22 protein-coding genes and 1 other RNA gene are annotated in these 24,799 nt (G+C 67.5%); 7 read left to right on the top strand and 16 right to left on the bottom strand.

Annotated features, from left to right (window positions below; genetic code table 11):
* Nucleotides 1-89 precede the first annotated feature (89 nt).
* The gene (locus ABIE19_RS12510) at nucleotides 90-2,429 is read left to right on the top strand and encodes an ATP-dependent helicase (protein ID WP_354089520.1); all 2,340 of its coding nucleotides are present in this window, start codon (nucleotides 90-92) and stop codon (nucleotides 2,427-2,429) included.
* Here the strand turns inward: ABIE19_RS12510 and ABIE19_RS12505 are convergent.
* Nucleotides 2,426-3,565 carry a low temperature requirement protein A gene (locus tag ABIE19_RS12505; protein ID WP_354089519.1) on the bottom strand — a complete coding sequence of 380 codons (1,140 nt, stop codon included), beginning with the start codon at nucleotides 3,563-3,565 and terminating at the stop codon, nucleotides 2,426-2,428. The two genes, ABIE19_RS12510 and ABIE19_RS12505, sit on opposite strands and share 4 nt — an antisense overlap.
* Before the next feature lie 55 nt (nucleotides 3,566-3,620).
* Here ABIE19_RS12505 and ABIE19_RS12500 point away from each other — a divergent pair, with 55 nt between their 5' ends.
* Together ABIE19_RS12500 and parE are read left to right on the top strand one after the other, a co-directional pair.
* Complete coding sequence (locus ABIE19_RS12500; RefSeq protein ID WP_354089518.1) at nucleotides 3,621-4,964, top strand: O-antigen ligase family protein; 1,344 nt, start codon at nucleotides 3,621-3,623, stop codon at nucleotides 4,962-4,964.
* Nucleotides 4,927-7,023, top strand: coding sequence for a DNA topoisomerase IV subunit B (parE, locus tag ABIE19_RS12495; RefSeq protein ID WP_494337640.1), 2,097 nt, complete (start codon nucleotides 4,927-4,929; stop codon nucleotides 7,021-7,023). The genes ABIE19_RS12500 and parE overlap by 38 nt, the downstream gene beginning before the upstream one ends.
* Nucleotides 7,024-7,239: 216 nt before the next feature.
* Here parE and ABIE19_RS12490 read toward each other — a convergent pair whose 3' ends face one another.
* The gene (locus ABIE19_RS12490; RefSeq protein ID WP_354089516.1) at nucleotides 7,240-8,310 is read right to left on the bottom strand and encodes an Mrp/NBP35 family ATP-binding protein; all 1,071 of its coding nucleotides are present in this window, start codon (nucleotides 8,308-8,310) and stop codon (nucleotides 7,240-7,242) included.
* Between the two features lie 76 nt (nucleotides 8,311-8,386).
* On the opposite strand from ABIE19_RS12490, the gene miaA reads away from it, so the two are divergent.
* From miaA to ABIE19_RS12470, 4 genes are all read left to right on the top strand, one after another.
* The gene (miaA, locus tag ABIE19_RS12485; protein WP_354089515.1) at nucleotides 8,387-9,262 is read left to right on the top strand and encodes a tRNA (adenosine(37)-N6)-dimethylallyltransferase MiaA; all 876 of its coding nucleotides are present in this window, start codon (nucleotides 8,387-8,389) and stop codon (nucleotides 9,260-9,262) included.
* Nucleotides 9,263-9,348: 86 nt separating this feature from the next.
* Complete coding sequence (locus ABIE19_RS12480) at nucleotides 9,349-9,648, top strand: hypothetical protein (protein ID WP_354089514.1); 300 nt, start codon at nucleotides 9,349-9,351, stop codon at nucleotides 9,646-9,648.
* Nucleotides 9,649-10,017: a transfer-messenger RNA gene (ssrA, locus tag ABIE19_RS12475) on the top strand.
* A gap of 115 nt (nucleotides 10,018-10,132) precedes the next feature.
* Nucleotides 10,133-10,636 carry an SspB family protein gene (locus tag ABIE19_RS12470; protein ID WP_354089513.1) on the top strand — a complete coding sequence of 168 codons (504 nt, stop codon included), beginning with the start codon at nucleotides 10,133-10,135 and terminating at the stop codon, nucleotides 10,634-10,636.
* 263 nt (nucleotides 10,637-10,899) lie between these two features.
* On the opposite strand, the gene lpxB is transcribed toward ABIE19_RS12470, so the two are convergent.
* From lpxB to tsf, 14 genes are all read right to left on the bottom strand, one after another.
* Nucleotides 10,900-12,075: a lipid-A-disaccharide synthase gene (lpxB, locus tag ABIE19_RS12465; protein ID WP_354089512.1), complete on the bottom strand. Its 1,176-nt coding sequence runs from the start codon at nucleotides 12,073-12,075 to the stop codon at nucleotides 10,900-10,902.
* A complete protein-coding gene (gene lpxI, locus ABIE19_RS12460; protein ID WP_354089511.1) occupies nucleotides 12,072-12,911 on the bottom strand; it encodes a UDP-2,3-diacylglucosamine diphosphatase in 840 nt (279 codons plus the stop codon). The genes lpxB and lpxI overlap by 4 nt, the downstream gene beginning before the upstream one ends.
* Nucleotides 12,908-13,696 (bottom strand): acyl-ACP--UDP-N-acetylglucosamine O-acyltransferase, encoded by a 789-nt coding sequence (gene lpxA / locus ABIE19_RS12455; RefSeq protein ID WP_354089510.1) that lies wholly within the window; start codon nucleotides 13,694-13,696, stop codon nucleotides 12,908-12,910. Before lpxA ends, lpxI begins: the two co-directional genes overlap by 4 nt.
* Nucleotides 13,693-14,157, bottom strand: a complete 465-nt coding sequence (gene fabZ / locus ABIE19_RS12450; protein ID WP_121483203.1) for a 3-hydroxyacyl-ACP dehydratase FabZ — start codon at nucleotides 14,155-14,157, stop codon at nucleotides 13,693-13,695. The genes lpxA and fabZ overlap by 4 nt, the downstream gene beginning before the upstream one ends.
* The gene (lpxD, locus tag ABIE19_RS12445; RefSeq protein ID WP_354089509.1) at nucleotides 14,154-15,173 is read right to left on the bottom strand and encodes a UDP-3-O-(3-hydroxymyristoyl)glucosamine N-acyltransferase; all 1,020 of its coding nucleotides are present in this window, start codon (nucleotides 15,171-15,173) and stop codon (nucleotides 14,154-14,156) included. The genes fabZ and lpxD overlap by 4 nt, the downstream gene beginning before the upstream one ends.
* Nucleotides 15,174-15,182: 9 nt before the next feature.
* A complete protein-coding gene (locus ABIE19_RS12440) occupies nucleotides 15,183-15,767 on the bottom strand; it encodes an OmpH/Skp family outer membrane protein (RefSeq protein ID WP_354089508.1) in 585 nt (194 codons plus the stop codon).
* A gap of 32 nt (nucleotides 15,768-15,799) precedes the next feature.
* Entirely contained in the window at nucleotides 15,800-18,202 is a 2,403-nt protein-coding gene (gene bamA / locus ABIE19_RS12435) for an outer membrane protein assembly factor BamA (protein WP_354089507.1), read from the bottom strand.
* Between the two features lie 50 nt (nucleotides 18,203-18,252).
* A complete protein-coding gene (locus tag ABIE19_RS12430; protein ID WP_354089506.1) occupies nucleotides 18,253-19,470 on the bottom strand; it encodes a M50 family metallopeptidase in 1,218 nt (405 codons plus the stop codon).
* A 24-nt stretch (nucleotides 19,471-19,494) separates the two neighbouring features.
* Nucleotides 19,495-20,691, bottom strand: coding sequence for a 1-deoxy-D-xylulose-5-phosphate reductoisomerase (gene dxr / locus ABIE19_RS12425; RefSeq protein ID WP_354089505.1), 1,197 nt, complete (start codon nucleotides 20,689-20,691; stop codon nucleotides 19,495-19,497).
* Nucleotides 20,688-21,506 (bottom strand): phosphatidate cytidylyltransferase, encoded by an 819-nt coding sequence (locus ABIE19_RS12420; RefSeq protein WP_354089504.1) that lies wholly within the window; start codon nucleotides 21,504-21,506, stop codon nucleotides 20,688-20,690. Before ABIE19_RS12420 ends, dxr begins: the two co-directional genes overlap by 4 nt.
* Nucleotides 21,506-22,282 (bottom strand): polyprenyl diphosphate synthase, encoded by a 777-nt coding sequence (gene uppS, locus ABIE19_RS12415; protein WP_354089503.1) that lies wholly within the window; start codon nucleotides 22,280-22,282, stop codon nucleotides 21,506-21,508. The genes ABIE19_RS12420 and uppS overlap by 1 nt, the downstream gene beginning before the upstream one ends.
* Nucleotides 22,283-22,311: 29 nt before the next feature.
* A complete protein-coding gene (gene frr, locus ABIE19_RS12410; protein WP_354089502.1) occupies nucleotides 22,312-22,869 on the bottom strand; it encodes a ribosome recycling factor in 558 nt (185 codons plus the stop codon).
* Nucleotides 22,870-22,907: 38 nt separating this feature from the next.
* Nucleotides 22,908-23,645, bottom strand: coding sequence for a UMP kinase (pyrH, locus tag ABIE19_RS12405; RefSeq protein ID WP_354089501.1), 738 nt, complete (start codon nucleotides 23,643-23,645; stop codon nucleotides 22,908-22,910).
* 139 nt (nucleotides 23,646-23,784) lie between these two features.
* Complete coding sequence (tsf, locus tag ABIE19_RS12400) at nucleotides 23,785-24,723, bottom strand: translation elongation factor Ts (protein ID WP_354089500.1); 939 nt, start codon at nucleotides 24,721-24,723, stop codon at nucleotides 23,785-23,787.
* Between the last annotated feature and the right edge of the window lie 76 nt (nucleotides 24,724-24,799).

The following is a 24,799-nucleotide window of genomic DNA, read 5'->3' as shown; positions in this document are numbered from 1 at the left end:
TGACTTTGGCCTTTGTGCTGCTTATGTTCTCGCCAACAGATTCCAAGGGCCGACTCCGTCTTCCGCCCCGTCCTCAGTAAGCATCGACCGTGACCGACCTGACCGCTCCCCGCATTTCCGATCTCGCTCGCGCCCAGCCGCCTCAGGGCGCGGCGGCCGACTATCTGTCGGGCCTCAACCCCGAACAGCGCGAGGCGGTGGAGACGACCGAAGGCCCGGTCCTGGTCCTGGCCGGCGCCGGCACGGGCAAGACGCGCGTCCTGACCACCCGCCTGGCGCACATCCTGGCCACCGGCCGGGCCAAGCCGTGGGAACTGCTGGTCGTCACCTTCACCAACAAGGCCGCGCGCGAGATGCGCGAGCGGATCACCCACCTGATCGGCCCTTCGGCCGAAGGGCTGCGCTGGCTCGGCACCTTCCACTCGGTCGCCGCCCAGATCCTGCGCCGTCACGCCGAGTTGGTCGGCCTGCAGTCCAGCTTCACCATCCTGGACACGGACGATCAGGAGCGGCTGCTGAAGCAGCTTCTGGAAGCCGCCAATATCGACACCAAGCGCTTCACGCCCAAGTCGCTGGCCCACCTGATCGACCACTGGAAGAACCGCGGCTGGACGCCCGACAAGCTGCCGCCGGGCGAGGACTTCGCCAACGGCAAGGGCCCCTCTCTCTACGCCGCCTACCAGGCGCGGCTGGCGACGCTGAACGCCTGCGACTTCGGCGACCTGCTGCTGCACAACATCACCATCCTGTCGAAACATGCTGATCTGGCGGAAGAATACCGCCGTCGCTTCCGCTACATCCTTGTGGACGAGTATCAGGACACCAACGTCGCCCAGTATCTGTGGCTGCGGCTGCTGACTTCCTCGACTGGCAATGTCTGCTGCGTCGGCGACGACGATCAGTCGATCTACGGCTGGCGCGGGGCCGAGGTGGACAACATCCTGCGGTTCGAGCGCGACTTCCCCGGCGCCAAGGTCATCCGGCTGGAGCGCAACTATCGCTCGACCAAGCACATCCTGGGCGCCGCCTCGGCCCTGATCGCGGCCAATCAGGACCGGCTGGGCAAGACCCTGTGGACCGAGGACGACAGCGGCGACAAGGTCCGCGTGCGCGGCGTCTGGGACGGCGAGGCCGAGGCCCGCCTGATCGCCGACGAGATCGAGACCGCGCGCAAGCAGGGCATGAATTACAAGGATATGGCCGTCCTTGTTCGCGCATCCTTCCAGATGCGGGCGTTTGAAGAACGCTTCCTGATGCTGGCCATTCCCTATGTCGTCATCGGCGGCCCGCGCTTCTTCGAGCGGGCGGAAATCCGCGACGCCCACGCCTATCTGCGTCTGATCCAGTCCGAGGACGACGACCTGGCCTTCGAGCGCATCGTCAACGTCCCCAAGCGCGGCATCGGCGACACCAGTGTTCAGAAGATCCTGCACATCGCGCGCGAGAACGGCGTCTCGGCCATGCGGGCGGTGCGCCACCTGATCACCACGGACGAGCTTCAGGCCCGCACCCGCACGCCCCTGGCCAATTTCGTGCGTGATCTGGACCGCTGGCGCGACCTGATGGCCATGGGCACGCCCCACTGGCAGGTGACGGAGACCCTTCTGGACGAGAGCGGCTACACCGCCATGCAGAAGGCCGACCGCACCAGCGGCCAGACCCGGCTGGACAACCTCAAGGAACTGACCCAGTCGATGCAGCAATTCGAGACGCTGCAGGCCTATCTGGAGCACGTCTCCCTGGTCATGGACCTGGAGCGGGGCGAGGCCGATCCCGACGGCGCCGGCTCGGTGCAGATCATGACCCTGCACGGCGCCAAGGGACTGGAATTCCCCCTGGTCTTCCTGCCCGGCTGGGAGGAAGGCGTCTTCCCCAGCCAGCGCAGCATCGACGAGAAGGGCGTGAAGGGCCTGGAGGAGGAACGCCGCCTGGCCTACGTCGGCGTCACCCGCGCCAAGCAGGACGCGCGCATCAGCTTCGCCGCCAACCGCATGGTCTACGGCCGCTGGACCTCGCAACTGCCCAGCCGCTTCGTCGATGAACTGCCCCTGGCCCACGTCGAGCCGCAGTCGGACACCGGCTACTACAACGCCTCGAACGGCATGAAGGAGGCCAAGAACCGCTGGGACGACGCCCCCTCCTTCAGCGGCGGCTATTCCAGCCCCGGCTGGAAACGCGCCCAGACCTTCACCGCCGCCCAGACGCCCAAGCCCGCCTACGCTCGTCGCGCCGTGATCGAGGGCGAAGGCCGCCTGATCGCCACCGCCGATCCGAAGTCCGGTTCAGGCTGGTCTCGCGGCGACCGCGTCTTCCACCAGAAGTTCGGCTATGGCGCCGTCCGCTCCATCGAGGGCAACAAGCTGGTCGTCGCCTTCGACAAGGCCGGCGAGAAGAAGGTCATCGACACCTTCGTGGAGAAGGCCCCCTAGGATTTCCGTCGCGCCAGCGACTCCCACGTCGCCGTCAGCACCAGGATCGAGGTCGACAGCAGGGTCAAGACCACAGGCGCCAGATAGGGCGAGGCGCAGGCCGCGACGACCAGCCCCGCCATGCCCGCCACGCGGGGCCATGCGACCTTGCCCCACACCGCCAGGATCGACAGGCTGGTCCCCAGCAGGAACAGCATGGGTCCGCCGATCAGCACGGCCGCTGTCGCCGGCGCCGTGTGGCCCAGGGGGTGGACCAGGGCCAGCTCGTCCCCGACCGCCGTCACGACGATCCCCGCCACCACGATGATGGGGCAATAGGTATAGGCCCGACGCGCGATCGCGCCCGGGTCGGCGGCGTGCGCAAAGGTTTCCGACGCCGCCTCGTGCGCCTCGCTGAAGAAGAGCCACCACATGGCGATCGTCGCGACCAGGGCCGAGGCGAAGGCCGTCACGACCGGCGTCGTCCAAGCCAGTTCGGCGAAGGTGGCCCCGGTGATGATGATGGATTCGCCCAGGCAGATGATGACGAACAGGCCGACCCGCTCGGCCAGGTGCGCGCCCTCCACATCCCAGTCCGTGGTGTTGGAGCGACCCAGTCCCGGCACGAAGAAGGCGACGGCGGGCGCGGTGAACTCCAGCGCCAGGGCGATCAGCCAGATCGCCAGCCGCGCCTGTCCCTCTGCCAGGCCCCCGCCGATCCAGAACACGGCCCCCATCAGGGCCCAGGCTGAAATCCGCTGGAAATTGGCCTTCTGAACCGGAGAGCTTCGAACCGCCCACAGGGTGAACAGGCTGCGCCCCGTCTGTATGGCCGCGAAGGCGCAGGCGAAGACCAGCCCCTTGTCGCCGAAGGCCTCAGGCAGGGAGGTCGACATGATCAGCCCGGCCGCCATCAGGCCGAACAGCATCAGCCGCACCGGCCCGCGCTCCGGGTCCAGCCAGTTGGTGATCCAGCTGGTGTCGATCCACACCCACCAGACCGCCGCCAGCAGAATGGCCGCCTCCAGCGCCCCCAAGGGCGTCAGGTGCGCCAGCAACAGATGGCTGACCTGGGTGATGGCGAAAACGAAGACCAGGTCGAAGAAAAGCTCGACAAACCCGACCCTGGCGTGCTCGCCGGAGCGACGAACGCGCATCAGACCACCAACCATGCCCTACCCTTCCTTAACCCTGTTAGGCGACCGTGCCGCCGTGCACGCCGTTCGTCCAGAGCCGGAATCGATCCTCAGCGATCCGCCCCTGTGGGAACAGGCGGCGGCCGGCCTCGTCATCTGCATGCTCACCGGCGCCCTGATCGGCCCGGTCCTGGCGCCGAACCAGGGCGAAACGCCCCTGCTGCGCCTGTTCTGGCTGCCCATCTACGCCCTGATCGTCGGCCTGTCGGTGGCGCGGTTCAAGACCGTTGTCCGCGTCTGGCCGGCCTGGATCGCCCTGGGCTGCATCATCGGCCTGGCCTTCGCCTCCAAATACTGGTCCATCGACCCGTCGACTACCGGCCGCCGGGTCATCGCCATGGTCTTCAGCGGCTCCTTCGCCATGTACCTGGGATCGCGGTTCCATGGGCCGAACCTGCCGCGGCTCCTGGCTTCCTGCGCCCTGATCATGGGGGTGCTCAGCGTCTTCATGGTCTTCGCCGTGCCGTCCATCGGCGTCCACCACGACGTCAACGCCGGCATGTGGCGCGGCATCTGGTACGAAAAGAACCAGATGGGCATCGTCATGGTGGCGGGCGGCATCGCCGCGACCGCCTGGCTGGCCTCGGGGAACCGCATCCGCATCATCCCGATCCTCAGCCTCGTCGTCTGCCTGGGCCTGGTCCTGGCGACGCGGTCCAAGACCTCCCTGCTCTGCATCATGCTGGGGATCAGCATCATCGGCGCGTTGTGGGCGCTGAAGCGCGTCGGCCCGGCCCTGATCGTCGCCGCCGTCTGGATCGGCGTCATCGGCTGCGCCGTCGGCTGGTGGCTCTGGACCTTCGAATCCGCCGAAATCCTGAAGGCCCTGGGCAAGGACCCGACCCTGACCGGCCGCACCGAGATCTGGGAAGCCCTGTTCCGGATGATCGATGAACGGCCCTGGACCGGCTACGGCTACAACGCCTTCTGGGGCCCCGACTCCGCGCCCGCCAACTGGGTCCGTTACCAGACCGGCTGGCTGGTGCCCTCCGCCCACAACGGCTGGATCGACCTGCTGGTGCAACTGGGCTGGCCGGGCGCGATCCTGGTCGGAACCGTCATGACCTCGTCCTATGTGCTGAATCTGGTGCGTCTGCCCACGGCAGGCGTTCGCGAAGGCTTCTGGGGCATCGCCTATCTGACGGTCTACATCCTGCTGACCTTCTCGGAGAGCGTCCTGCTCAGCGCGCAGAACATGCCCTGGACCATGTGCCTGGCCATATTGGCCCGCGCCGTCTATCGCGAATCCTCGGTCGATCGGGCCACGCTTGCGCCGCCGCGCGGGCGGGCCTACCAGACCGGTCCCCGAATCGCCTCAGACTATGCAGATGGCCGACCTGTTCTCATTCGACGACGCTGAACCGACCCGCCCCAAAGAGCCGGCGAAGGCGCCCGTCCCGCCGCAGCCGACGCCCGTCGTCGCCCCGCAGCCCCCGCATGAACCCAAGGTCGAGCTGGCCAGCCACGCCAGCACGGCGACGGCCGCCGCCACCGGCTATTCCGCCTCCTCGATCGAGGTGCTGGAAGGGCTGGAGCCCGTCCGCAAGCGCCCCGGCATGTATATCGGCGGCACCGACGAACGCGCCCTGCACCACCTGTTCGCCGAAGTCCTCGACAATGCGATGGACGAGGCGGTGGCCAAGCACGCCAAGCTGATCACCGTCGATCTGGACGCCGAGGGCTATCTGTCGGTCCGCGACGACGGCCGCGGCATCCCGGTCGACCCCCACCCCAAACACCCCGGCAAGTCGGCGCTGGAAGTGGTCATGACCGTCCTGCACTCGGGCGGCAAGTTCTCGGGCAAGGCCTATGAGACCTCGGGCGGCCTGCACGGCGTCGGCGTCTCCGTGGTCAACGCCCTGGCCGAGCATCTGGACGTCACCGTCTGGCGCGACGGCTTCGAATGGCGTCAGTCCTTCAGCCGCGGCCACGTCCTCGGCCCCATCCAGCAGGTCGGCCAGTCGAAGAAGAAGGGCACCCTGATCCGCTTCAAGCCGGACGAGCAGATCTTCGGCGTCGGCGCGGCCTTCAAGCCCGCCCGCCTGTTCCGCATGGCCCGCGCCAAGGCCTATCTGTTCCGCGGCGTCGAGATCAAATGGACCTGTGCGGCCGACCGCATCACCGACGCCACGCCCGAACAGGCCCTGCTGCACTTCCCCGGCGGCCTGGCCGACGCCCTGGCCGAGCGTGTGGGCGAACTGGAAACCGTCACCCCCGTCTTCGCCGGCCGCGCCGAGCGCAAGGGTGAGGCGGGCGCCCTGGAATGGGCCGTCACCTGGTCGCCCATCGGTTTCGGCGACGCCGACAGCTTCATCGCCTCCTACTGCAACACCGTCTCGACCCCCGACGGCGGCACGCACGAGGCCGGCTTCCGCGCCGCCCTGGTCAAGGGGCTGAAAGCCTACGGCGAACTGATCAACGAGAAGCGCGCGGCCCAGATCACGGCCGAAGACGTCATCGCCAACGCCGGCGCCCTGATCTCCATCTTCATCCGCAACCCGGAATTCCAGGGCCAGACCAAGGACCGCCTGTCCTCGCCCGAGGGTCAGAAGCTGGCCGAACAACTGCTGCGCGACCCCTTCGACCACTGGCTGACCGAAAGCCCCAAGCAGGCCAACGCCCTGCTCGGCTTCGTCATCGACCGCGCCGAGGACCGCCTGCGCCGCCGCAAGGACAAGGAAGTCCAGCGCGCCGCCGCCACCCGCAAGCTGCGCCTGCCGGGCAAGCTGTCGGACTGCTCACGGCAAGCCGCCGAAGGCACCGAACTCTTCATCGTCGAGGGCGACTCGGCCGGCGGCTCGGCCAAGCAGGCGCGCGACCGCACCACCCAGGCCATTCTGCCCCTGCGCGGCAAGATCCTGAACGTCGCCTCGGCCACCGCCGACAAGCTGCGCGCCAACGTCGAATTGTCCGACTTGGCCCTGGCCCTGGGCGTCCAGCCCGGCAGCCGCTTCAACATCGATGACCTGCGCTACGAGCGCATCGTCATCATGACCGACGCCGACGTGGACGGCGCCCACATCGCGGCCCTGCTGATTACCTTCTTCTACCGCTCCATGCCCGAGACGATCCGTCAGGGCCGCCTCTACATGGCCCTGCCGCCGCTCTACCGCATCTCGGCCGGCCCCCTGTCGGAATACGCCCGCGACGACGCCCACCGCGACGAGCTGCTGGCCACCGTCTTCAAGGGCAAGAAGACCGAGATCGGTCGCTTCAAGGGCCTGGGCGAGATGATGGCCTCCCAGCTGAAGGAGACCACCATGGACCCCAAGAAGCGGACCCTGGCGCGCGTCGCCCTGCCCGACAGCGAGGAAGAGATCGAGGATCTGGTCGAACGCCTGATGGGCCGCAAGGCCGAGGCCCGCTACCAGTTCATTCAGGACAACGCCCGCTTCGCCATGGCGGATCTGGACGTCTGAAGGCCGTCAAACGGCGGGCGGCTGACCGCCCGCCATCCTATCTCGACGCGCCAATCCCAATGATTTTCAGGGATTGAGAGATTTCCGCCCCGTTTCGCCAGCCTGAGCCGTGGGCGGAGTTATCTTCGGGACTCGGCTCGCGCCGGCGCCCCCGAACCTGAGAAAGTGCACGATGTGCATTGTGTTTTTTTGAGTGCGCTTCGGCGACCGGGCGGGTCAGAGCCCCAGGCTCTCCGCCACCCGGGCAGCGACCGCCGCGAACCGTCCGGCGACCTCGCCGTCCGGCTCGGCTGACGTCAGGGGCCTTCCGGCGTCGCCCGCCTGCCTCAGCGCGGCGTCCAGCGGCAGGTCGCCCAGGAAGGCGACGCCCAGCCGTCCGGCCTCGGCCTCGGCCCCGCCCTGGCCGAAGATCGGCCCGCTCATGTTCTCGATCAGGCCCAGGGTCGGCACGCCGACCTTCTGGAACAGGGTGTGGGCGCGCCGCGCATCGGCCAGGGCCACCTCCTGCGGCGTCGACACCACGACCGCCCCGTCCAGCGGCGTCTTCTGGATCAGGGTCAACTGCACGTCGCCTGTGCCCGGCGGCAGGTCGACCACCAGCACGTCCAGAGGCGCCTCTTCGGTTCCCCACCGCGTCTGGGTCAGCATCTGGGTGATGGCCTGGGACGCCATCGGCCCGCGCCAGATCATGGCGTCCTCGGCCTTGGTCAGCAGGCCGACCGACATAGCCTTCAACCCATGGGCGACATGGGGAACCATGGCCCCGTCCTCATAGGCGGGCTGGCCCGACAGGCCCAGCATGGTCGGCAGCGACGGGCCATAGACGTCGGCGTCCAGCACCCCGACCGACAGGCCCCGGGCCGCGAGCGCCGCCGCCAGATTGACTGCCACCGTCGACTTGCCGACGCCGCCCTTGCCGCTGGCCACGGCCAGGACCCGCCTCACATGGGCGGGGCGATCGGTCGGAACCGGCGCCTTGGGCCGCCCCTGATCGGTCGCCGCCTTGGACAGGCTCGCCGTGCGGCGCGGCGCCGCCGGCGCAGCCGTCTCGGCGGTCAGCACGACCGAGACCCGCGCCATGCCCGGCATGGCCTTCAACGCCGCCTCGGCCGCGTCGCGCACAGGGGCGTAGAGAGCCGTCTCGCCCGCCGGAACCTCCATGACGAAACCCGCACGATCCTCGGCCGTCGTCAGACCCTGGACCAGTCCGGCGGCGACCAGCCCCCGCCCCGACTTCGGGTCCAGAACGGCGTCGAGGGCGGCGATTACGGCGGTGCGGTCGATCAAGGTCTTGCTCCTTGGCCCTTGCCGGGCCGGTCGTCGGCGTTCTATCGCCCTCCGGTCCTGTTCGCGAGCCCGTTCCTTGCCCAAAGCGCCCCGTCTGACCCTGATCGCCGGCCCGACCGCCTCGGGCAAGTCGCGTCTGGCCATGGAAACGGCCGAACGGACCGGCGCCGTCATCATCAACGCCGACAGCCAGCAGCTCTACGCCGACCTGCGCGTCCTGACCGCCCGTCCCTCCGTCGAGGACGAATCCCGCGCCGAGCACCGCCTCTACGGCGTGGCCGACGCGGCGGAGGCCTGGTCGGTCGGCCGCTGGACCCGCGCCGTCCTGCCCTTGCTGGATGAACTGGCGACCCAGGATCGTCCCGCCCTGCTGGTCGGCGGCACCGGCCTCTATTTCAACGCCCTGACGCGCGGCCTGGCCGATATTCCCCCTGTCCCTAACGCCGTGCGCGACGCTCTCCAGGCCGCCTATGACCTTGAAGGCGAAGCCGCCTTCCGTCGTCGCCTGGCCGAGGTCGATCCGACCGCCGCCGCCGCCATCACGCCCGGCGACCGCCAGCGCCTGGTCCGCGCTCAGGCCGTGGTCCAGGTCAGCGGCCGGTCCCTCAGCGCCTGGAAAGCCGACACCCGCCCCCTGTTGACGCCCGGCTCATACGACGCCCTGGTGGTCGAACCGCCCCGCGACCGCCTCTACGCCGCCTGCGACATTCGAGTCAGCCAGATGATCGAACAGGGCGCCGTCGATGAGGTTCGCGACTTGCTGACCCGCGACCTCGATCCCGCCCTGCCCGCCATGAAGGCGGTCGGCGTGCCCGAGTTGGCCGCCTTCCTGTCCGGCGCTGCGAGCCTGGATCAGGCTACTGCCGCCATCCGCCTGTCTACCCGCCACTACGCCAAGCGCCAGTTGACCTGGTTCCGCAATCAGGCCCGTAACTGGCGTCGTTATAGTTGATGTCTCACGTTCCCTATTAACAGACACGCGTATAGCCAAAAACCGCAGTTCATCGTAAGCTGCTCCGCATCCATATGGAGTTCAGTATGATCCTCATCGCTTTTGCAGCCGCCCTCCTGGCCGGCCAAGATGCAACCCCGCGCGAAGTGGAAGTGTCGGCGGTTGCTCCCGCATCCGCCAATAACCCGGGCGCGCTTCCGAACCAGCCTCAACCCGGCGAACGCCTGATCTGCCGCACCGAACCGGTTTTGGGCTCCAATCGCCGTCAGCGGGTCTGCATGACCGCGGAACAGCGTGCGCGCCTCCGTGAAGAAAGCCGCGAATACCGCAACGCGATGGATCAGCCTTACAACCCTGATGCAGGCGCTCCCAAAGGCGGCGGCTGACCTCTTTCCTATCCGCTAGGGAACACCTATATTCGTTCTGTCCGGGTTCGCCCGGACTATGGCGATAAACGCGCTTGTAATAAGCGGACCGGACCCGGGTGCGATTCCCGGCGGCTCCACCAACTTCTTCCCCGCGTTATCGGCGGAGGCAGCATGGGGCCGACTAGCATCGACGGACGTGTAAAGAGGATTGCTTTCGCTCGTCCTGGCCCACCGTATCGGGCCATTATCTAACTGCGAACGATAACTTCGCTGGAGAAGTCCGCCTCGCCGCGTAATGCGGTTCGGTTGATTTCGAACACTTAAGTCCTGAGGGTTCAGATCCTCAGGCGGGGCCCGGGGGGCGCCTGGCAACAGAAGCCCCCCACTTTCCAGATTCCTTGACCATCCTGCGCCGGAATCTCGTCGCTTTCCTGCAATCGACGTCTTCCGTCATTCGCCTGTCGCGGGTAACAGTCGCCTCCTTCCCTGTTTCGAGGCCCTGATGACGGATCAAGCTCCCCCGGTCGACGAGATGTTCTACGAGCACCTCGCCCAGGACGCCCTTCGCGGCGTGATCCGTTCCGCCCTGGAGCGTGCGGCCGGTCCCGGCGGCATCCCCGGCGCGCACCACTTCTACATCACCTTCAAGACCCGGGCGCCGGGCGTCTCCACGCCCCCCGACATCCTGGCCAAGTACCCGGACGAGATGACGATCGTCCTGCAGCACCAGTACTGGGATCTTCACGTCGAACAGGACCGCTTCTCGGTCATGCTGAAGTTCGGCGGCATGCCCAAGGTCCTGGCCATGCCCTATTCGGCCGTCACCCGGTTTTACGATCCCAGCGTCCAGTTCCTGCTTCAGTTCGACGAGCCTGAGATTCTGGAAGCCGAAATCGCCCCCTTGTCGCCGCCCGCTCGGGACCCGGCGGCCTCCACGCCCCCTTCGCCCTCGGGCGACGATGATGCTCCCAAGGTCGTCTCACTTGACCAATTTCGCAAGAAATAGAGCCGCCTAGCTCAAGCAGCTCGCTGCGGCTGACGCCGCCGCTCACACATTTGTTAACATTTTACCGCCCGTCTCACTGGACAGGCGACGCAAGGTCACACACCAATGGCTTCAGGGGAGGCTATCGTGGTTGATGTTGCAATTGCAGAACTGCTGTGGTGGGCGCACCGGCTTCGCCGGGTGTTGCTGTTCAGCCCTGCCTTGCTGGCGGCCGCCCTCTTCATCGGCATGGCGCTTCGCCACTGGCCCGGTGCTCCACATCCCTAAGCGGGGCGAGGACTACGTCCTGCGATAACCCTGAGCACGGCGTCCGCAGCCAGTTCCGAAGGGTCCGCGCCGCCGCGCCCCATCAGGTCCAGGGCCGCCGCCTGTCTGGTCGCCTGATCCGCCGCCTCCGCCGGATCCGCCAACAGGCGTCCGACGGCCTTGGCCAGAATCTCGGGCGTAGCCTCGCCCTGGATGAACTCCGGCGCGATCCGCTCGTCGGCGGCGATGTTGAACAGGGTAATGTGCTTGGCCGTGACCAGCCGCTTCATCAGCAGATAGCTCAACCCGTCGATCCGATAGGCGATGACCATGGGCGCGCCCGCCAGCGCCAGCTCGGTCGAGACCGTGCCGCTGGTGGCCAGGGCGACGCTCGCGGCCTTCATCGCATCATACTTCTCGGCTTCCGTGACCAGATGCGCCCTGAAGGGCCAGGCCGCCACCCGTCCCGCCACGTCGGAAGCCACGGTACCCGCCGCCACGACGGCGACCTCCAGGCCCGGATCAGCCGCCTTCAGCCGCTTCACCGTCGCCTCATAGACAGGCGTCATCCGCTCGATCTCGCTGGGCCGACTGCCCGGCAGCACCAGCAAGAGCGGGGCGTCGACCGCGATCCCGCGCGTAGCCCGAAAACGCGCGCCGTCCGCGTCGCCCATGTCGACATGCAGGGCCTGCGACCCCACGACCGTCGTCGGCAGGCCTTCGCGCTCGAACCAGGGCGCGTCGAAGCTGTAGAGCGACAGCAGGTGATCCACCGCCCCCGCCAGGGTCTTGGCCCGCCCTGGCCGCGACGCCCAGACCTGAGGTCCAACGTACTTGATCAAGGGGATGTTCGGCTGCGCCGCGCGGATCGCCTTGGCCACGCGGATGGTGAAGCCCCAGGAATCGATCAGGACCACGGCGTCGGGCTTCTCCGCCTCCGCCAGGGCCGCAGTCTCCGCGACCCGCTTCTTGACCCGGCCATAGGCCTTCAGCCCTTCGATCCACCCCAGGATGGACAGTTCCGCGATGTCGAAGGGGCTGGCGACGCCCTCGGCGGCCATCTTCGGTCCGCCCACGCCGACAAAGACGACGTCCTTGCCCAGCCGCGCCTTCAAGGCCCGCGCCAATCCGGCGCCGAGCGCATCGCCTGAAGCCTCGGCTGCGACCAGCATGACCTTCAACGGGCGGCTCATCGTTCAACACCCCAGACGAACAGACCCAACCGGTCGGCCGCCTCGACCAGGCCTTCATGGTCGATGACGATCAGTCGCCCGGCGAAGCCGCCGATCCCCGCCAGACCGGCCTGTGCGGCCAGTTCCACGGTACGCGGACCGATCACCGGCATGTCGACCCGCAGATCCTGGATCGGCTTGGGCGCCTTGCCCAAGGCCCCCTTCAGCGCGCCCGGCGCCCCATGCAGGTCGGCGGGCAGGCCCGCCACGCGGCGCAGCATCTCGTCCGTGCCTTCCTGCGCCTCGACGGCCAGGACCAGGCCGTCGCAGACGACCGCGCCCTGGCCGATGTCCAGTTCGCCGGACTTCTCCGCCACATGCAGCGCCTTGGCCAGGTCCGACAACTGCTCCGCCGTCGGCGTCACCGCGCCCAGAGCCCCCGCCGCCAGGGCCTCGCCGCCCAGGATGTCGTCCGCGCCCTCGACCGCATAGCCCTCGGCCTCGAACACCGACAGGATCTTGCGCAACAGGGCGTCGTCGCCCTTGGTCGCCGCTGCGACGATGCCGGGCAACAGGGTCGCCCCCTTGAAGTCGGGCTTCAGGGTCTTGAAATCGGGCCGGTTCACATAGCCGGCCAGGCAGACGGCCTCGCAGCCCTCGGCCTTCATCGCCTTCAGGATACGGCCGATCTCGGCCATGCCGAAGTCGGCGCCCGGCCATCGCACCAGATGCTCGTCCGCAAACCCGGCCAGACGGATGATGAAGACCGCCCGTCCTTCGGCCTCGCACCGCGCCGCGATGCGGGCCGGCAGATCGCCGCCGCCGGCGATCAGGCCCAGCTTGGGGACCGGCTTCATTCCTTGCCCGGCAAGCAGAGCGGCCGCTTGGCCCCGTCGCGGATGAAGGCGACAATCTCCATGATCTCCGGCAGGTCGGCATAGGTCGCCTCGACCTGATCCAGACGCTCGGCGAAGACGCCTTCGCCCTCGAACAGGTCGCGATAGGCGGCCAGCAGGCGGCGCACGGCGTCCTTGCCGTAACCCTTGCGCTTCAGCCCGATCAGGTTGAGGCCGTGCAGGCTGGCGTGATTGCCCCAGGCCGAGCCGTAGGGGATGACGTCGCGTGTCACGGCGGCCAGACCGCCGACGATGGCGCCCTGCCCCACCCGGCCGTTCTGGTGCACCGCGCACAGGCCGCCCAGGAAGACCTTGTCCCCGACCTGGGCGTGACCGCCCAGGGTGGCGTTGTTGGCCATGACGACATTGTCGCCGACCACGCAGTCGTGGCCGACATGGGCGCCGGTCATGAACAGGCCGTTCGACCCGATGCGCGTCACGCCCGTTCCCTGCGGCGTGCCGCGGTTGAAGGTGCAGTGCTCGCGGATGACGTTGTCGGAGCCGATCTCCAGCCGGACCGGCTCGCCCTTGTAGCCGTTGTGCTGCGGGTCGCCGCCGATGACGGCGAAGGGATGGATCACCGTCCGTGCGCCGACGCTGACGTCCTGCTGGACCACCACATGGCTGACCAGCCTGACGCCCTCGGCCAGGGCCACGCCCGGGCCGACCACGCACCAGGGGCCGATCACGACGCCGTCGGCGATCCGGGCCGAGGCGTCGACCACGGCGGTCGGGTGGATGGTCACTGGGCGGGCTCCGCCACGGTCACGACCATGGCCATGAACTCGGCCTCGGCGGCCAGCTTGCCGTCGATGAAGGTCTCGCCCCGGAACTTGTAGGCGTCCCCGCGCGCCTTGATCACCTTGACCTCCATGCGCAGCTGGTCGCCCGGACGGGCGGGCTTGCGGAAGCGCACGCCGTCGATCGACATGAACATGATGACCTTGTCGGCCACCGCCACGTCCAGCGACTTGGACATCAGCAGGGCGCCCGTCTGGGCCATGGCCTCGACGATCAACACGCCCGGCATGACCGGATCGATCGGGAAGTGGCCGGGGAAGAAGGGCTCGTTGTGGGTGACGTTCTTGATGCCGACGATGGAGGTCGCCGCCACGAAGTCCTCAGCCTTGTCCACCAGCAGGAAGGGATAGCGGTGCGGCAGGCGGCGCATCACCTCGGCATAGTCGATCTTGTTGTCTTCGCTCATTCTTTCGATTCCTTCGCGCCCTTCTTCTGGGACGCCTGTTTGGACAGCCAGACCGTCTCGCGCAAGAATTGGCGGATGGGCTTGGCGGGATAGCCGGACCAGGTCTCGCCCGGGGGAACATCGGCCAGGACGCCGCCGCCGGCCGCGACACGCGCGCCTTCGCCGATGGTGATGTGGTCGCCCACGCCTGCCCGACCGCCGAAGATGCAGTTGTCGCCGGTCGTGACCGAGCCTGCCAAGCCTGCATGACCGGCCAACAGGTTGTTGCGGCCGATGACGCAGTTGTGGCCGATCATGACCAGGTTATCGATCTTAGTGTTCTCGCCGATGACGGTGTCGCCGTAGGCGCCCCGGTCGATGCAGGAGTTCGCCCCGACCGTGACCCCGTCCTGCAGGATAACGCGGCCCAGTTGCGGAATGTCCACCGGTCCCGTCCTGGATCCGGCGGCGCCGAAACCCGCCTCGCCGATCCGTGCGCCCGCCAACAGCTTCACCCGATCGCCCAGCAGGGCGAAGCCAATGGTGACGCCTGGGCTGATCAGGCAGTCGCGGCCGATCTGGACGCCCGGCCCGACGACGGTGTTGGCGCCGATGCGGCTTCCGCGCCCGATACGGACGCCCTCGCCCAGGACGGCGCCGGGTTCGATCACCACGGTGTCGTCCTCAGCGGCTTCCGCCGCGCTGATGGCGCGGTCCAGGCGGATCGGCCGGTGCAGCAGAGCCGAAGCCCGCGCCCATGACGCCTGGGCCTCGCCCGAGACGATGACGGCGGCGTCAGCCGGCGCCAGGTCCACCGCCGAAGCCGGCACGATCACGCAGCCGGCCCTGGTTTCGGCCAGCGCGGCGGCGAACTTGCGGTCGCCCAGAAACGCAATCGCGCCCCGGTCCGCACTGGACAGGGGCGCGACGGCCGAGACGACGACCTCGCCGCCCCGGACCACTTCCCCGCCGATGTGCTCGGCGAGGGCGGCGACCGTCAGGGGCGACAGGGTTTCGAAGAACCTCGGATCGGGCATGGCCCGGTCTTACGACTGCGGCTGGGCCGGAACCGGCATGCGGTTGAAGCTCAGGGTCGGCAGGGCGGCGTTCAGACGCTGAACCACCACCGAGGTCACGTCCATGGCCGGGTTCATGATGAAGACGCTCTCACGGTCGACCATGATGCCGCAGCCCTTTTCCTGATAGACGGCGACCAGGATGGGCTCGATAGCTTCCGACATCTTCTTGCGCTGCTCGGCCAGGGTGTAACGCAGCTCGGCGTCGCGGGTGGCTTCCAGTTGCTGGGCTTCCTGCACGCGCTGCTGCAGGGCCTGGCGACGCTGGTTCATCTGGTCGGCGGGAATGGTCGAAGCGCCCTGCTGCAGAGCCTGAGCCTCGGTCTGGATCTGGGTGGCATAGGGCGTGATCTCGCCCTGAACTTCCTGGGCCAGTTGCTCCATGCGGGTCTGCAAGGCCTGACCGGCGGTCGACTGGGCCATCGCCTGCTGGTTGAAATAGACGCAGACGCCCGGAATGACGGGGCCGGGGTTGGCCGGGCCTTGGGTCTGGGCCATGGCCGCCGTGGCGGTCATCGAAACGAGGGCGGCGGCGCCGATAGCGAACAGTTTCATCTTGAACCTTTGGGCAGTCGTGCAGGCTGCGGTTAGAATTGGGTCGAGGTCGAGAAGCGGAAGGTTTCCGTCTTGTCGTAGTCTTCCTTGGCGAGAACCTTGGACAGATCGAAGCGGATCGGGCCCATGGGCGAACGCCAGTGAATGCTGACGCCGGCCGCCGCGCGCAGGGCCAGGTCGTCGACGATGTTCGGATTGCGCTGACCGGTCACGGAGTTGACCATGTAGCGGTCGTCCAGCATGCCGATCGTGCCGAAATCCGCGAACAGCGAAGTCTTGATGCCGTATTCTTCGGGCAGGTAGTTGGGAACGGTCAGTTCCACGGTCCCGATGGCGTAGAAGTTGCCGCCCAGTGCGTCGGTCGTGGTCAGGTCGCGCGCGCCCATGCCGGCCGTTTCGAAGCCGCGGAAGGTGTTGCCGCCCTTGAAGAAGCGGTCGTTGATCCGGATCGGATCGCCGTTCCAGCCGGCGACATAGCCCGCCGAACCCTGAACGCTGACGGTCCAATTCGGACGGATGCCCCAATACCAGGACGCGTCGGCTTCAGTCTTCAGATAGTTCACGTCCCCGCCGATGCCGGCGAAGTCCTGACGCAGGGAGGCGGTCCAGCCGCGCGTCGGTCGGACCGGATCGTTCCGGCGGTCGACCATCAGCGTATAGCCCGCCGACGAGTTGATGTAGGAGCCCGCCTGGTCGCACAGGGCCGACGAACCCGTGCCGGAGCAGTAGCCCGACGGGATCAGGACCTCGTCGCTCTTCAGGAAGTAGCGCAGGCTGAACAGGGTGTAGCCGTTCAGCGGATAGCTCAGGCGCAGACCGCCGCCCGTCGAGCGATAGTCGTAGGACGAATACTCGCTGAGATCGTAGCGGGTGTGGAACAGGTCGAAGCCGGCGCGCAGGTCGCGGCCCATGAACTTGGGCTCGGTGAAGCGGAAGTCGATCTGCTGACGCAGCGAGCCCCACTCGGCGCGGGCTACGACGTTCTGGCCGCGACCGCGGAAGTTGCGCTGGGTCACGCCCAGGTTCAGCACGAAGGAGTCGACAGAGCTGAAGCCGGCGCCGACCGACAGTTCGCCCGTCGGCTGTTCCGTCACGGTGACGTTGACGACCGAACGGTCCGGCGCGCTGCCGCGCGTCTCCTCGATCTTCACATCCTTGAAGAAGCCCAGGGCGCGCAGGTTGTTGCGCGAACGCTCGACCAGGCTGCGGTTGAAGGCGTCGCCCTCGCCCACCATCAGCTCACGACGGATGACCGAGTCCAGGGTCTGGGTGTTGCCGACGACGTTGATGCGGTCGATGTAGACCCGCTGACCTTCCTTCAGGTTGAAGGTCACGTCGACCGTGTCGGTCTCCGGGTTGGCGCGATAGCTGGGGTTGATCTCGACGAAGGCATAACCCGCCGAACCGGCCGCGAAGGTCAGGGTGTCGACCGCGCTTTCGATCCGGTCGCTTTCGTACAGGTCGCCCGTGCGGATCGGCAGCAGGCGTTGCAGGAAGTCGCCGTTCAGGCGGTCGTTCTCGGTGACGACCTTGACCTCGCCGAAGTGATAGCGGTCGCCCTCGTCCAGGGTCAGCGTCATGCCGAAGGCGCTGCTGTCCGGCTTCAGTTCTGCGACCGAAGACAGGATGCGGAAGTCGTAGTAGCCGCGGTTCGTATAGAATTTCCGCAGCTGCTCCCGGTCGTAGTCCAGACGGTTCGGGTCATAGTTGTCGTTCGAGCTGAACAGACGCCACCACTGCGACTGCTTGGTCACCATGACCTCGCGCAGATCGCTGTCCGAGAAGGCCCGGTTGCCGAGGAAGGTGATGGCCGAGACGCCGGTTTCCGGACCCTCGTCGATCTCGAACACCACGTCGATGCGGTTCTGCTCCAGTTGGACCAGCTTGGGCGTCACCGTGGCCGAGATGCGGCCGGACAGGCGGTACAGCTCGATGATCTTGCCGACGTCTTCCTGAACGCGGGCGCGGGTATAGATGCCGCGCGGCTTGATGGTGACCTCGTCGCGCAGCTTCTGTTCGGTCAGGGCCTTATTACCCTCGAACGTCACCTGGTTGATGATCGGGTTTTCCGCGATCTCGACGATCAGGTCGCCATTGGCTTGAAGGCCCAGTTGCACGTCCGCGAACAGCCCCGTGCGCGACAGGGTGCGCACCGCCACGTCGATGACGCCGGCGTCGATGGTGTCGCCCGGCTGGATCGGCAGATAGGACAGAACCGTCGTCTGATCGATGCGCTGGTTGCCGCGCACGACGATCCGGTTGACGACAGCGCGATCCTCGGCCGGCGCAGCCACCGTCACTTGGGGCTCCTGCGGCTGAGCAGCGGCAGGAGCGGCGGCAGGCGCCGTCTGGGCGAGCGCAGGTCCGGCCAGGCCGGCGGCTACGGCCAGGGCGAGAGCGCTGGGACCAAGGATGCGGCCACGGTTTCGGATCATGCGACTGTCGTTCTTAATCATTCGGGGTCCCGTCGGGGGCTGGCGTCGGCTCACGAGACGAGCCCGCCGAGGAATTTGAAGAGATTGAGTTTCTGCAGGTCGTTCCACGTCGCGAACAACATTAAACTGGCCAGCAAAGCAAGCCCGACCCGATATCCCGCCTCCTGCACCCGGGCCGCCACCGGTCGGCGGGCCACGGCCTCATAGGCGTAGAACATCAGATGCCCCCCATCCAGCACAGGAACGGGCAGCAGGTTCAGAAAGCCGATTCCGACCGAAAGTATGGCTGCGAAGCTGGTCAGCGTCAGCAGGAGATTTCCGATCATGGCCAGGGGATCGGGATTGGCGGCCACGGCGGCGTTCGTCAGGGCGCCCGAGGCCTTGGCGATGCCCAGGGGGCCGCTCAACTGGTCGCCTGATTCGCGACCGGAGATCATGCGGCCGATATAGGTGAAGGTGGTCTTCAGGATGTCGCCGGTCTCGGTGAAGCCCCTGCCGACGGCCGCGATCGGGCCGTAGCGAACGTGGCGAACCTCGTCCCGGCTCGATCCCAGGCCCAGGCCGATGCGTCCGATCGAGACCTTGCCTGCGATCGGATCCTGCGTCGTCACCCGCTCCGGCGTCGCCGTCAGCCGGACGTCCGCGCCGGCGCGTTCCACGACGAAGTCGACCGGCGTGCCGCTGCTCAGGGCCACGACGCGGGTCACCTCGCCTCCGTCGGCGATCATCTTGCCGTTGACCTGGGTGATCAGATCGCCGGGCCTGAAGCCTGCGACGGCGGCGGGGGAGTTCGGCGCCACCTCCATCACCCGTGCAGGCCGCAGTTCGACGCCGACCAGGCTGAACAGCAGGGCGAAGATGGCGATGGCCAGGACGAAGTTGGCGAACGGCCCGCCCGCCACGATCAGGGCTCGCTGCCAAAGCGGCTTGAAATACAGATAGTCGCGCTCGGCCCCCGGCCCATGTTCGGCGACCAGTTCGCGCTTCATGGCCTCAAGACCTGCGCGGTCCGGCACGCCCGTGGCGTCCAGATCACCCGAGAACTTCACATAGCCGCCCAGCGGCAGCCAGCCCAGACGCCACTCGACGCCATGCCGGTCCGTGCGCTGAAAGATCGCGCGACCGAAACCGATGGAGAAGCGGTCCATCTTCACCTTGAAGGCGCGCGCGGTCAGGAAGTGGCCCAGTTCATGGACCGTCACGACCAGGGTCAGCACCAGCAGGAAGGGCACGACATAGATCAGGGCTTGGCCAAGGAATCCCAGCATGCCGTTCATGGTCTCCAGTCGCCGTCAGGCAGCAATCGCGCGCGAGGCGATGATCTCGTCCGCTATCCGCCGGGCCGCCGCGTCCACGGCCAGAGCCGCATCGCAAGCGTCGCCGGAGCCGGAACCCATCCCCGCCTTCGTCGCACGTTCCAATGTGTCCGCGACGACTGCGGCAATATTTAGAAAGCCCAGTCGACGGTCAAGGAAGGCCAGGGCGGCGACCTCGTTGGCCGCGTTAAAGACGATCGGCGCGTCGCCGCCGGCCGCCAGAGCCTCCCGCGCCAGCTTCAGCGCAGGGAAACGCATCTGATCGGGCGCCTCGAAGGTGAGACGGCCCAGGGCCGCGAGGTCCAATCTGGGCGCCGGCCAGCGCATGCGCTCCGGCCAGGCCAGGGCGCAGGCGATCGGCGTCTTCATGTCCGGCGGCCCCATCTGGGCCAGGGTCGATCCATCCACATATTCCACAAGGCTGTGGATGATGGACTCCGGATGGACGACCACGTCTACGCGGTCCTCGCCCATGCCGAACAGGTAAGCCGCTTCGATCAGTTCCAGGCCCTTGTTGGCCATGGTGGCGCTGTCGACGGAAATCTTCGCGCCCATGCTCCAGTTGGGATGGGCCACGGCCTGCTCGGGCGTGATCCGCTCCATGGCCGTCCTCGGCAGGGCGCGGAACGGCCCGCCCGAAGCCGTGAGGATCAGCTTCGACACCCGCTCGGGCGCCTCGGCCGGAAAGACCTGGAAGATGGCGGAATGCTCGGAATCGACGGGAATCAGCCGCCCGCCGCTGCGCTTCACGCGCTCGATCAGGGTCGGGCCGCAGCAGACCAGGCTTTCCTTGTTGGCCAGGGCCAGGGTCGCTCCCGTACCCGCCGCCGCCCAGGCGGAACGCAGGCCCGCCGCGCCGACGATGGAGGCCATGACCCAGTCGACGGGCCGTCTGGCCGCCTCGACCACGGCGTCGGCGCCCGCCGCCGCCTCCACGCCGGTTCCGGCCAGCCCGTCGCGCAATTCAGCCAGACGCGCCGGGTCCGCCGTGACCGCCAGACGCGGCTTCCAGCGTCGCGCCTGCTCGACCAGCCGGGCGATGTTCGCCCCGCCGGTCAGGACCTCGACTTCGAACGCGCCGGACCCCGCCTTCTCGGCCTGATCCATCAGGTCCAGGGTGGAGGTTCCGACCGAGCCCGTCGATCCGAGAATGCTGACCTTGCGAACGATCATGCCGCCGCCTCCAGCATCAGGACGATGGCCCGTCCCGCGGCGACGACGACGACGGCGAACATCAAGCCGTCCACCCGATCCAGAAGGCCGCCATGGCCAGGAATGATATTGCCGGCGTCCTTGACGCCGAAACGACGCTTGAGAGCGGACTCCCACAGATCGCCCGCCATGGTCGCGAGCGCCGCCGCAAGACCCAGCACTCCGCCCCAGAAGGCGTTGAGCAGCCCCATGTCCAGCCATGCCGCCATGCCCGCGCCCGCCGCCATGCCCGCGATCAGGCCGCCGATGAAGCCGGACCAGGTCTTGTTGGGCGAAAAGCGAGGCCACAGCTTGGGTCCGCCGACGGCGCTGCCGACCAGATAGGCCAGGATGTCCGACGCCCAGGCGACGGCGAAGACCAGGACGGTCCAGTAAAGACCCTGCGCCTCGTTCATGTCGCGCAGCCAGACCAGCAGGATACAGGGCCAGCCGAGATAGAGCACGCCATAGGCCGCATCGAGGGCCTCGGCCCCGCGCGATCGCGCGAACAGGCCCGCCGCCATAGCGCCGAAGACCAGCAGGATCAGGGCCAGCGAGACCTGACCCACATGGGCCGCCACGACGGAAGCGATGAGGGCCAGGGCCACGGCCGCGCCGATGGAGCGCCAGAAGCCCGGCGCGCTCATCCGCGCCCATTCGAAGGCCAGAAGGCCGCAAGCGACGACCACAAGGGCGCAGAACCAGCCGCCGCCGGCCCAGGTCGCCAGGACCGCCGCCGGCGCCAGGACGACGGCGGACGCCGCTCTCAGCCCGATATCGCCGACCTTCAACCCCATCAGACCGCCGCCTTCACCGTCGTCGCCTCTGGCGCGGCATCCTCCACGGCGTCCCGGCCGCCGAAACGACGCTCACGGGAGCCAAAGGCCGCGACCGCCTGGCCCAGGGCCTCGGCGCCGTAGTCGGGCCACAGGATGTCCTGGAACACCAGTTCGGCATAGGCGGCTTCCCAGAGCAGGAAGTTGGACAGGCGCTGCTCGCCTGACGTCCGCACGATCAGATCGACCGGCGGCGAGCCTGCGGTGGACAGACCCAGGCCCAGATCCTCCTCGGTCACGTCGCCGGACAGCTCGCCCGCGCGAGCAAGATCCACCAGGCGTTGAGCCGCATCCGCCAGATCGGCGCGGCCGCCATAGTTGAAGGCCACCTGCAGCAGGAAGCGGTCGTTGTGCGCGGTCTGAGTCTCGGCCCGATCCACGATGGCGGCGATGTCGGCCGGCAGGCCCTTGCGGCGCCCCAGGACGCGAACACGAACGCCCGCCGCCTCCAACCGCTTCAGGTCGCTGCCGACGAAGGAGCGCACCAGACCCATCAGATCCGACACCTCGTCGGCCGGGCGGCTCCAGTTCTCGGTCGAGAACCCGAAGACCGTCAGGCAGCGGATGCCGAAATCCGGCGCGGCCTTGATGGTGCGGCGCAGGGCCTGAACCCCTTCGCGATGGCCCACCACGCGCGGCAGGCCCCGGCGCTCGGCCCAGCGACCGTTGCCGTCCATGATCAGGGCGACGTGACGAGGCCCCTTCTCAGGCGCCGTGGCGACGGTCTCGGCCGACATTGTGAGAATCCCTTTCTGACGCGCCTGCGTCAGACCTGCATGATCTCGACTTCCTTGGCCTTCAAGGTTTCGTCAATGCGCTTGATGGCCGCGTCGGTGTCCTTCTGGACCTCAGCCTCCATCTTCTTCTGCTCGTCCTGGCTGATCTCGCCCGCCTTCTCGGCCTTTTTCAGGTCGTCGTTGGCGTCACGGCGCACGTTGCGCACGGCGATCTTCTGCTGCTCGGCGTACTTGCCGGCCAGCTTGACCAGGTCCTTGCGACGCTCCTCGGTCAGAGGCGGCACCGGGATGCGCAGGGTCTGGCCGTCCACGATCGGGTTCAGGCCCAGACCGGCGGCGCGAACCGCCTTCTCGACCGCCACGACCATGCTCTTGTCCCAGACGCTGACCGAGATCATGCGCGGCTCGGGCACGCTGATGGCCGCCACGGCGGTCAGCGGCGAGGTCGAGCCGTAGGCCTCGACCTGGACCGGGTCCAGCAGACCCGCATTGGCGCGGCCGGTGCGCAGTCCGGCGTACTCTTCCTTCAGCGCCGTGACGGACTTGTCCATACGGTCGCGGTAGGTCTTGAGCTCGGGCTTGGCCATAGGGGTCTTCCTGGTCTGTCGTTCGGATCGAGGGCCGCTCAGGCGGCCTTGTTGGTGATGACGGTGAAGGTGCCTTCGCCGCTCAGGGTCTTGCGCAGCGAGCCCTCCTCACGGATCGAGAAGACCACGATCGGAATGTCGCTGTCGCGCATCAGGGCGATGGCCGAGGCGTCCATTACCCGCAGGTCCTTGGCCAGAACCTCCTGATAGGTCAGGGTTTCATAGCGGGTGGCGGTCGGATCCTTCTTGGGATCGGCGGTATAGACCCCGTCCACGCTGGTGCCCTTCAGCAGGGCGTCGCAGCCCATTTCGGCGGCGCGGAGCGCGGCGCCCGAATCCGTCGTGAAGAAGGGCGCGCCGACGCCTGCGGCGAAGATCACCACCCGGCCCTTTTCCAGGTGCCGCATGGCGCGGCGACGGATGTAGGGCTCGGCGATGGCGGCCATGGGAATGGCGCTCTGGACCCGCGTGTCGACGCCGATCTTCTCGAGGGCGCCCTGCATGGCCAGGGCGTTCATGATGGTGGCCAGCATGCCCATGTAGTCGGCGTTGGCGCGATCCATGCCCTCGGCGGCCTTGGACAGGCCGCGGAAGATGTTGCCGCCGCCGATGACCAGGCAGATTTCGACGCCCTCGCGCGCCACCTGGGCCACGGCGGCCGCCACCACGTCGACGGTCTTCATGTCGATGCCGTAGGACTGATCCCCCATCAGGACCTCGCCCGAGACCTTCAGCAGGACGCGCTTATATCGGAACTCGGAGGGGGCGTCAGGCATGGGAATAGGTCCGTGGATACAGGGGTTACGCATCCGCGCGATGTGAATCGGCGGCTCATCATAGACGAAGGGCGCGCCGACCTTCAAAGCCGAACGCGCCCTTTTGAAAATTCTTCCCTTTCAGGAAGAAGCTTCGGTGTTAGTTGCCGCCAGTCATGGAGGCGACTTCAGCAGCGAAGTCCGGTCCTTCGACCTTCTCCACGCCCTCGCCCAGAGCCATGCGGACGAAGCCAGCCAGCTTCAGCGAGGAGCCCAGCTCCTTGCCGGTGTTGGCGACCAGTTGTTCGATGGTCACGTCCGGATCCATGACGAACGGCTGCTTGGACAGCACCACGTCCTTCTGGAACTTGTTGATCTGACCCTCGACGATCTTTTCGATCATGTTGTCGGGACGGCCTTCTTCCTTGGCCTTTTCGATCAGAACGGCGCGTTCCTTCTCGATGGCGGCCGGATCCAGGTCCGAGGTGTCCAGGGCCAGCGGAGCCGTGGCGGCCACGTGCATGGCGATCTTGCGGCCCAGTTCGCGCAGGGTTTCCTGGTCGGCGGCGCCTTCCAGGGCGACCAGCACGCCGATGCGGCCGACGCCCGGCGAAACGGCGTTGTGGACGTAGGTCGAAACCACGCCTTCATCGACCGACAGACGGGCGGCGCGACGCAGTTGCATGTTCTCGCCGATGGTGGCGATCAGCTGGGTCACTTCGTCCTGAACGGTCTTGCCGCTTTCCAGGGTCGCGCCGTGGATGGCGTCGACGCCGTCGTGGTGCAGGCCCAGCTGGGCGAACGACTTGGCGGCCGTCTGGAACAGCTCGTTGCGGGCGACGAAGTCGGTTTCCGCGTTGAACTCGATGGCGGCGGCGACTTCGCCCTTGCCTTCGGCGCGGACGGCGACGGCGACCAGGCCTTCAGCGGCGACGCGGTCGGCCTTCTTGGCGGCCTTGGACAGGCCCTTGGCGCGCAGCCAGTCGATGGCCGCTTCGATGTCGCCGTTGGTCTCAACCAGCGCCTTCTTGCAGTCCATCATGCCGACGCCCGAACGCTCGCGAAGTTCCTTCACGAGGGCGGCAGTGATCTCGGCCATGTTCAATCTCCTGAAAATTCAAATGAGCGGCCGGGCATGGATAGCCCGGCCGCATGTCAGTTTGGCGTAGGTCCGA

Source organism: Brevundimonas faecalis (assembly GCF_040549405.1).
Classification (GTDB): domain Bacteria; phylum Pseudomonadota; class Alphaproteobacteria; order Caulobacterales; family Caulobacteraceae; genus Brevundimonas; species Brevundimonas faecalis.
Note: the sequence above shows the minus strand (reverse complement) of the source record. Positions and strands in the feature narration are given on the sequence as shown.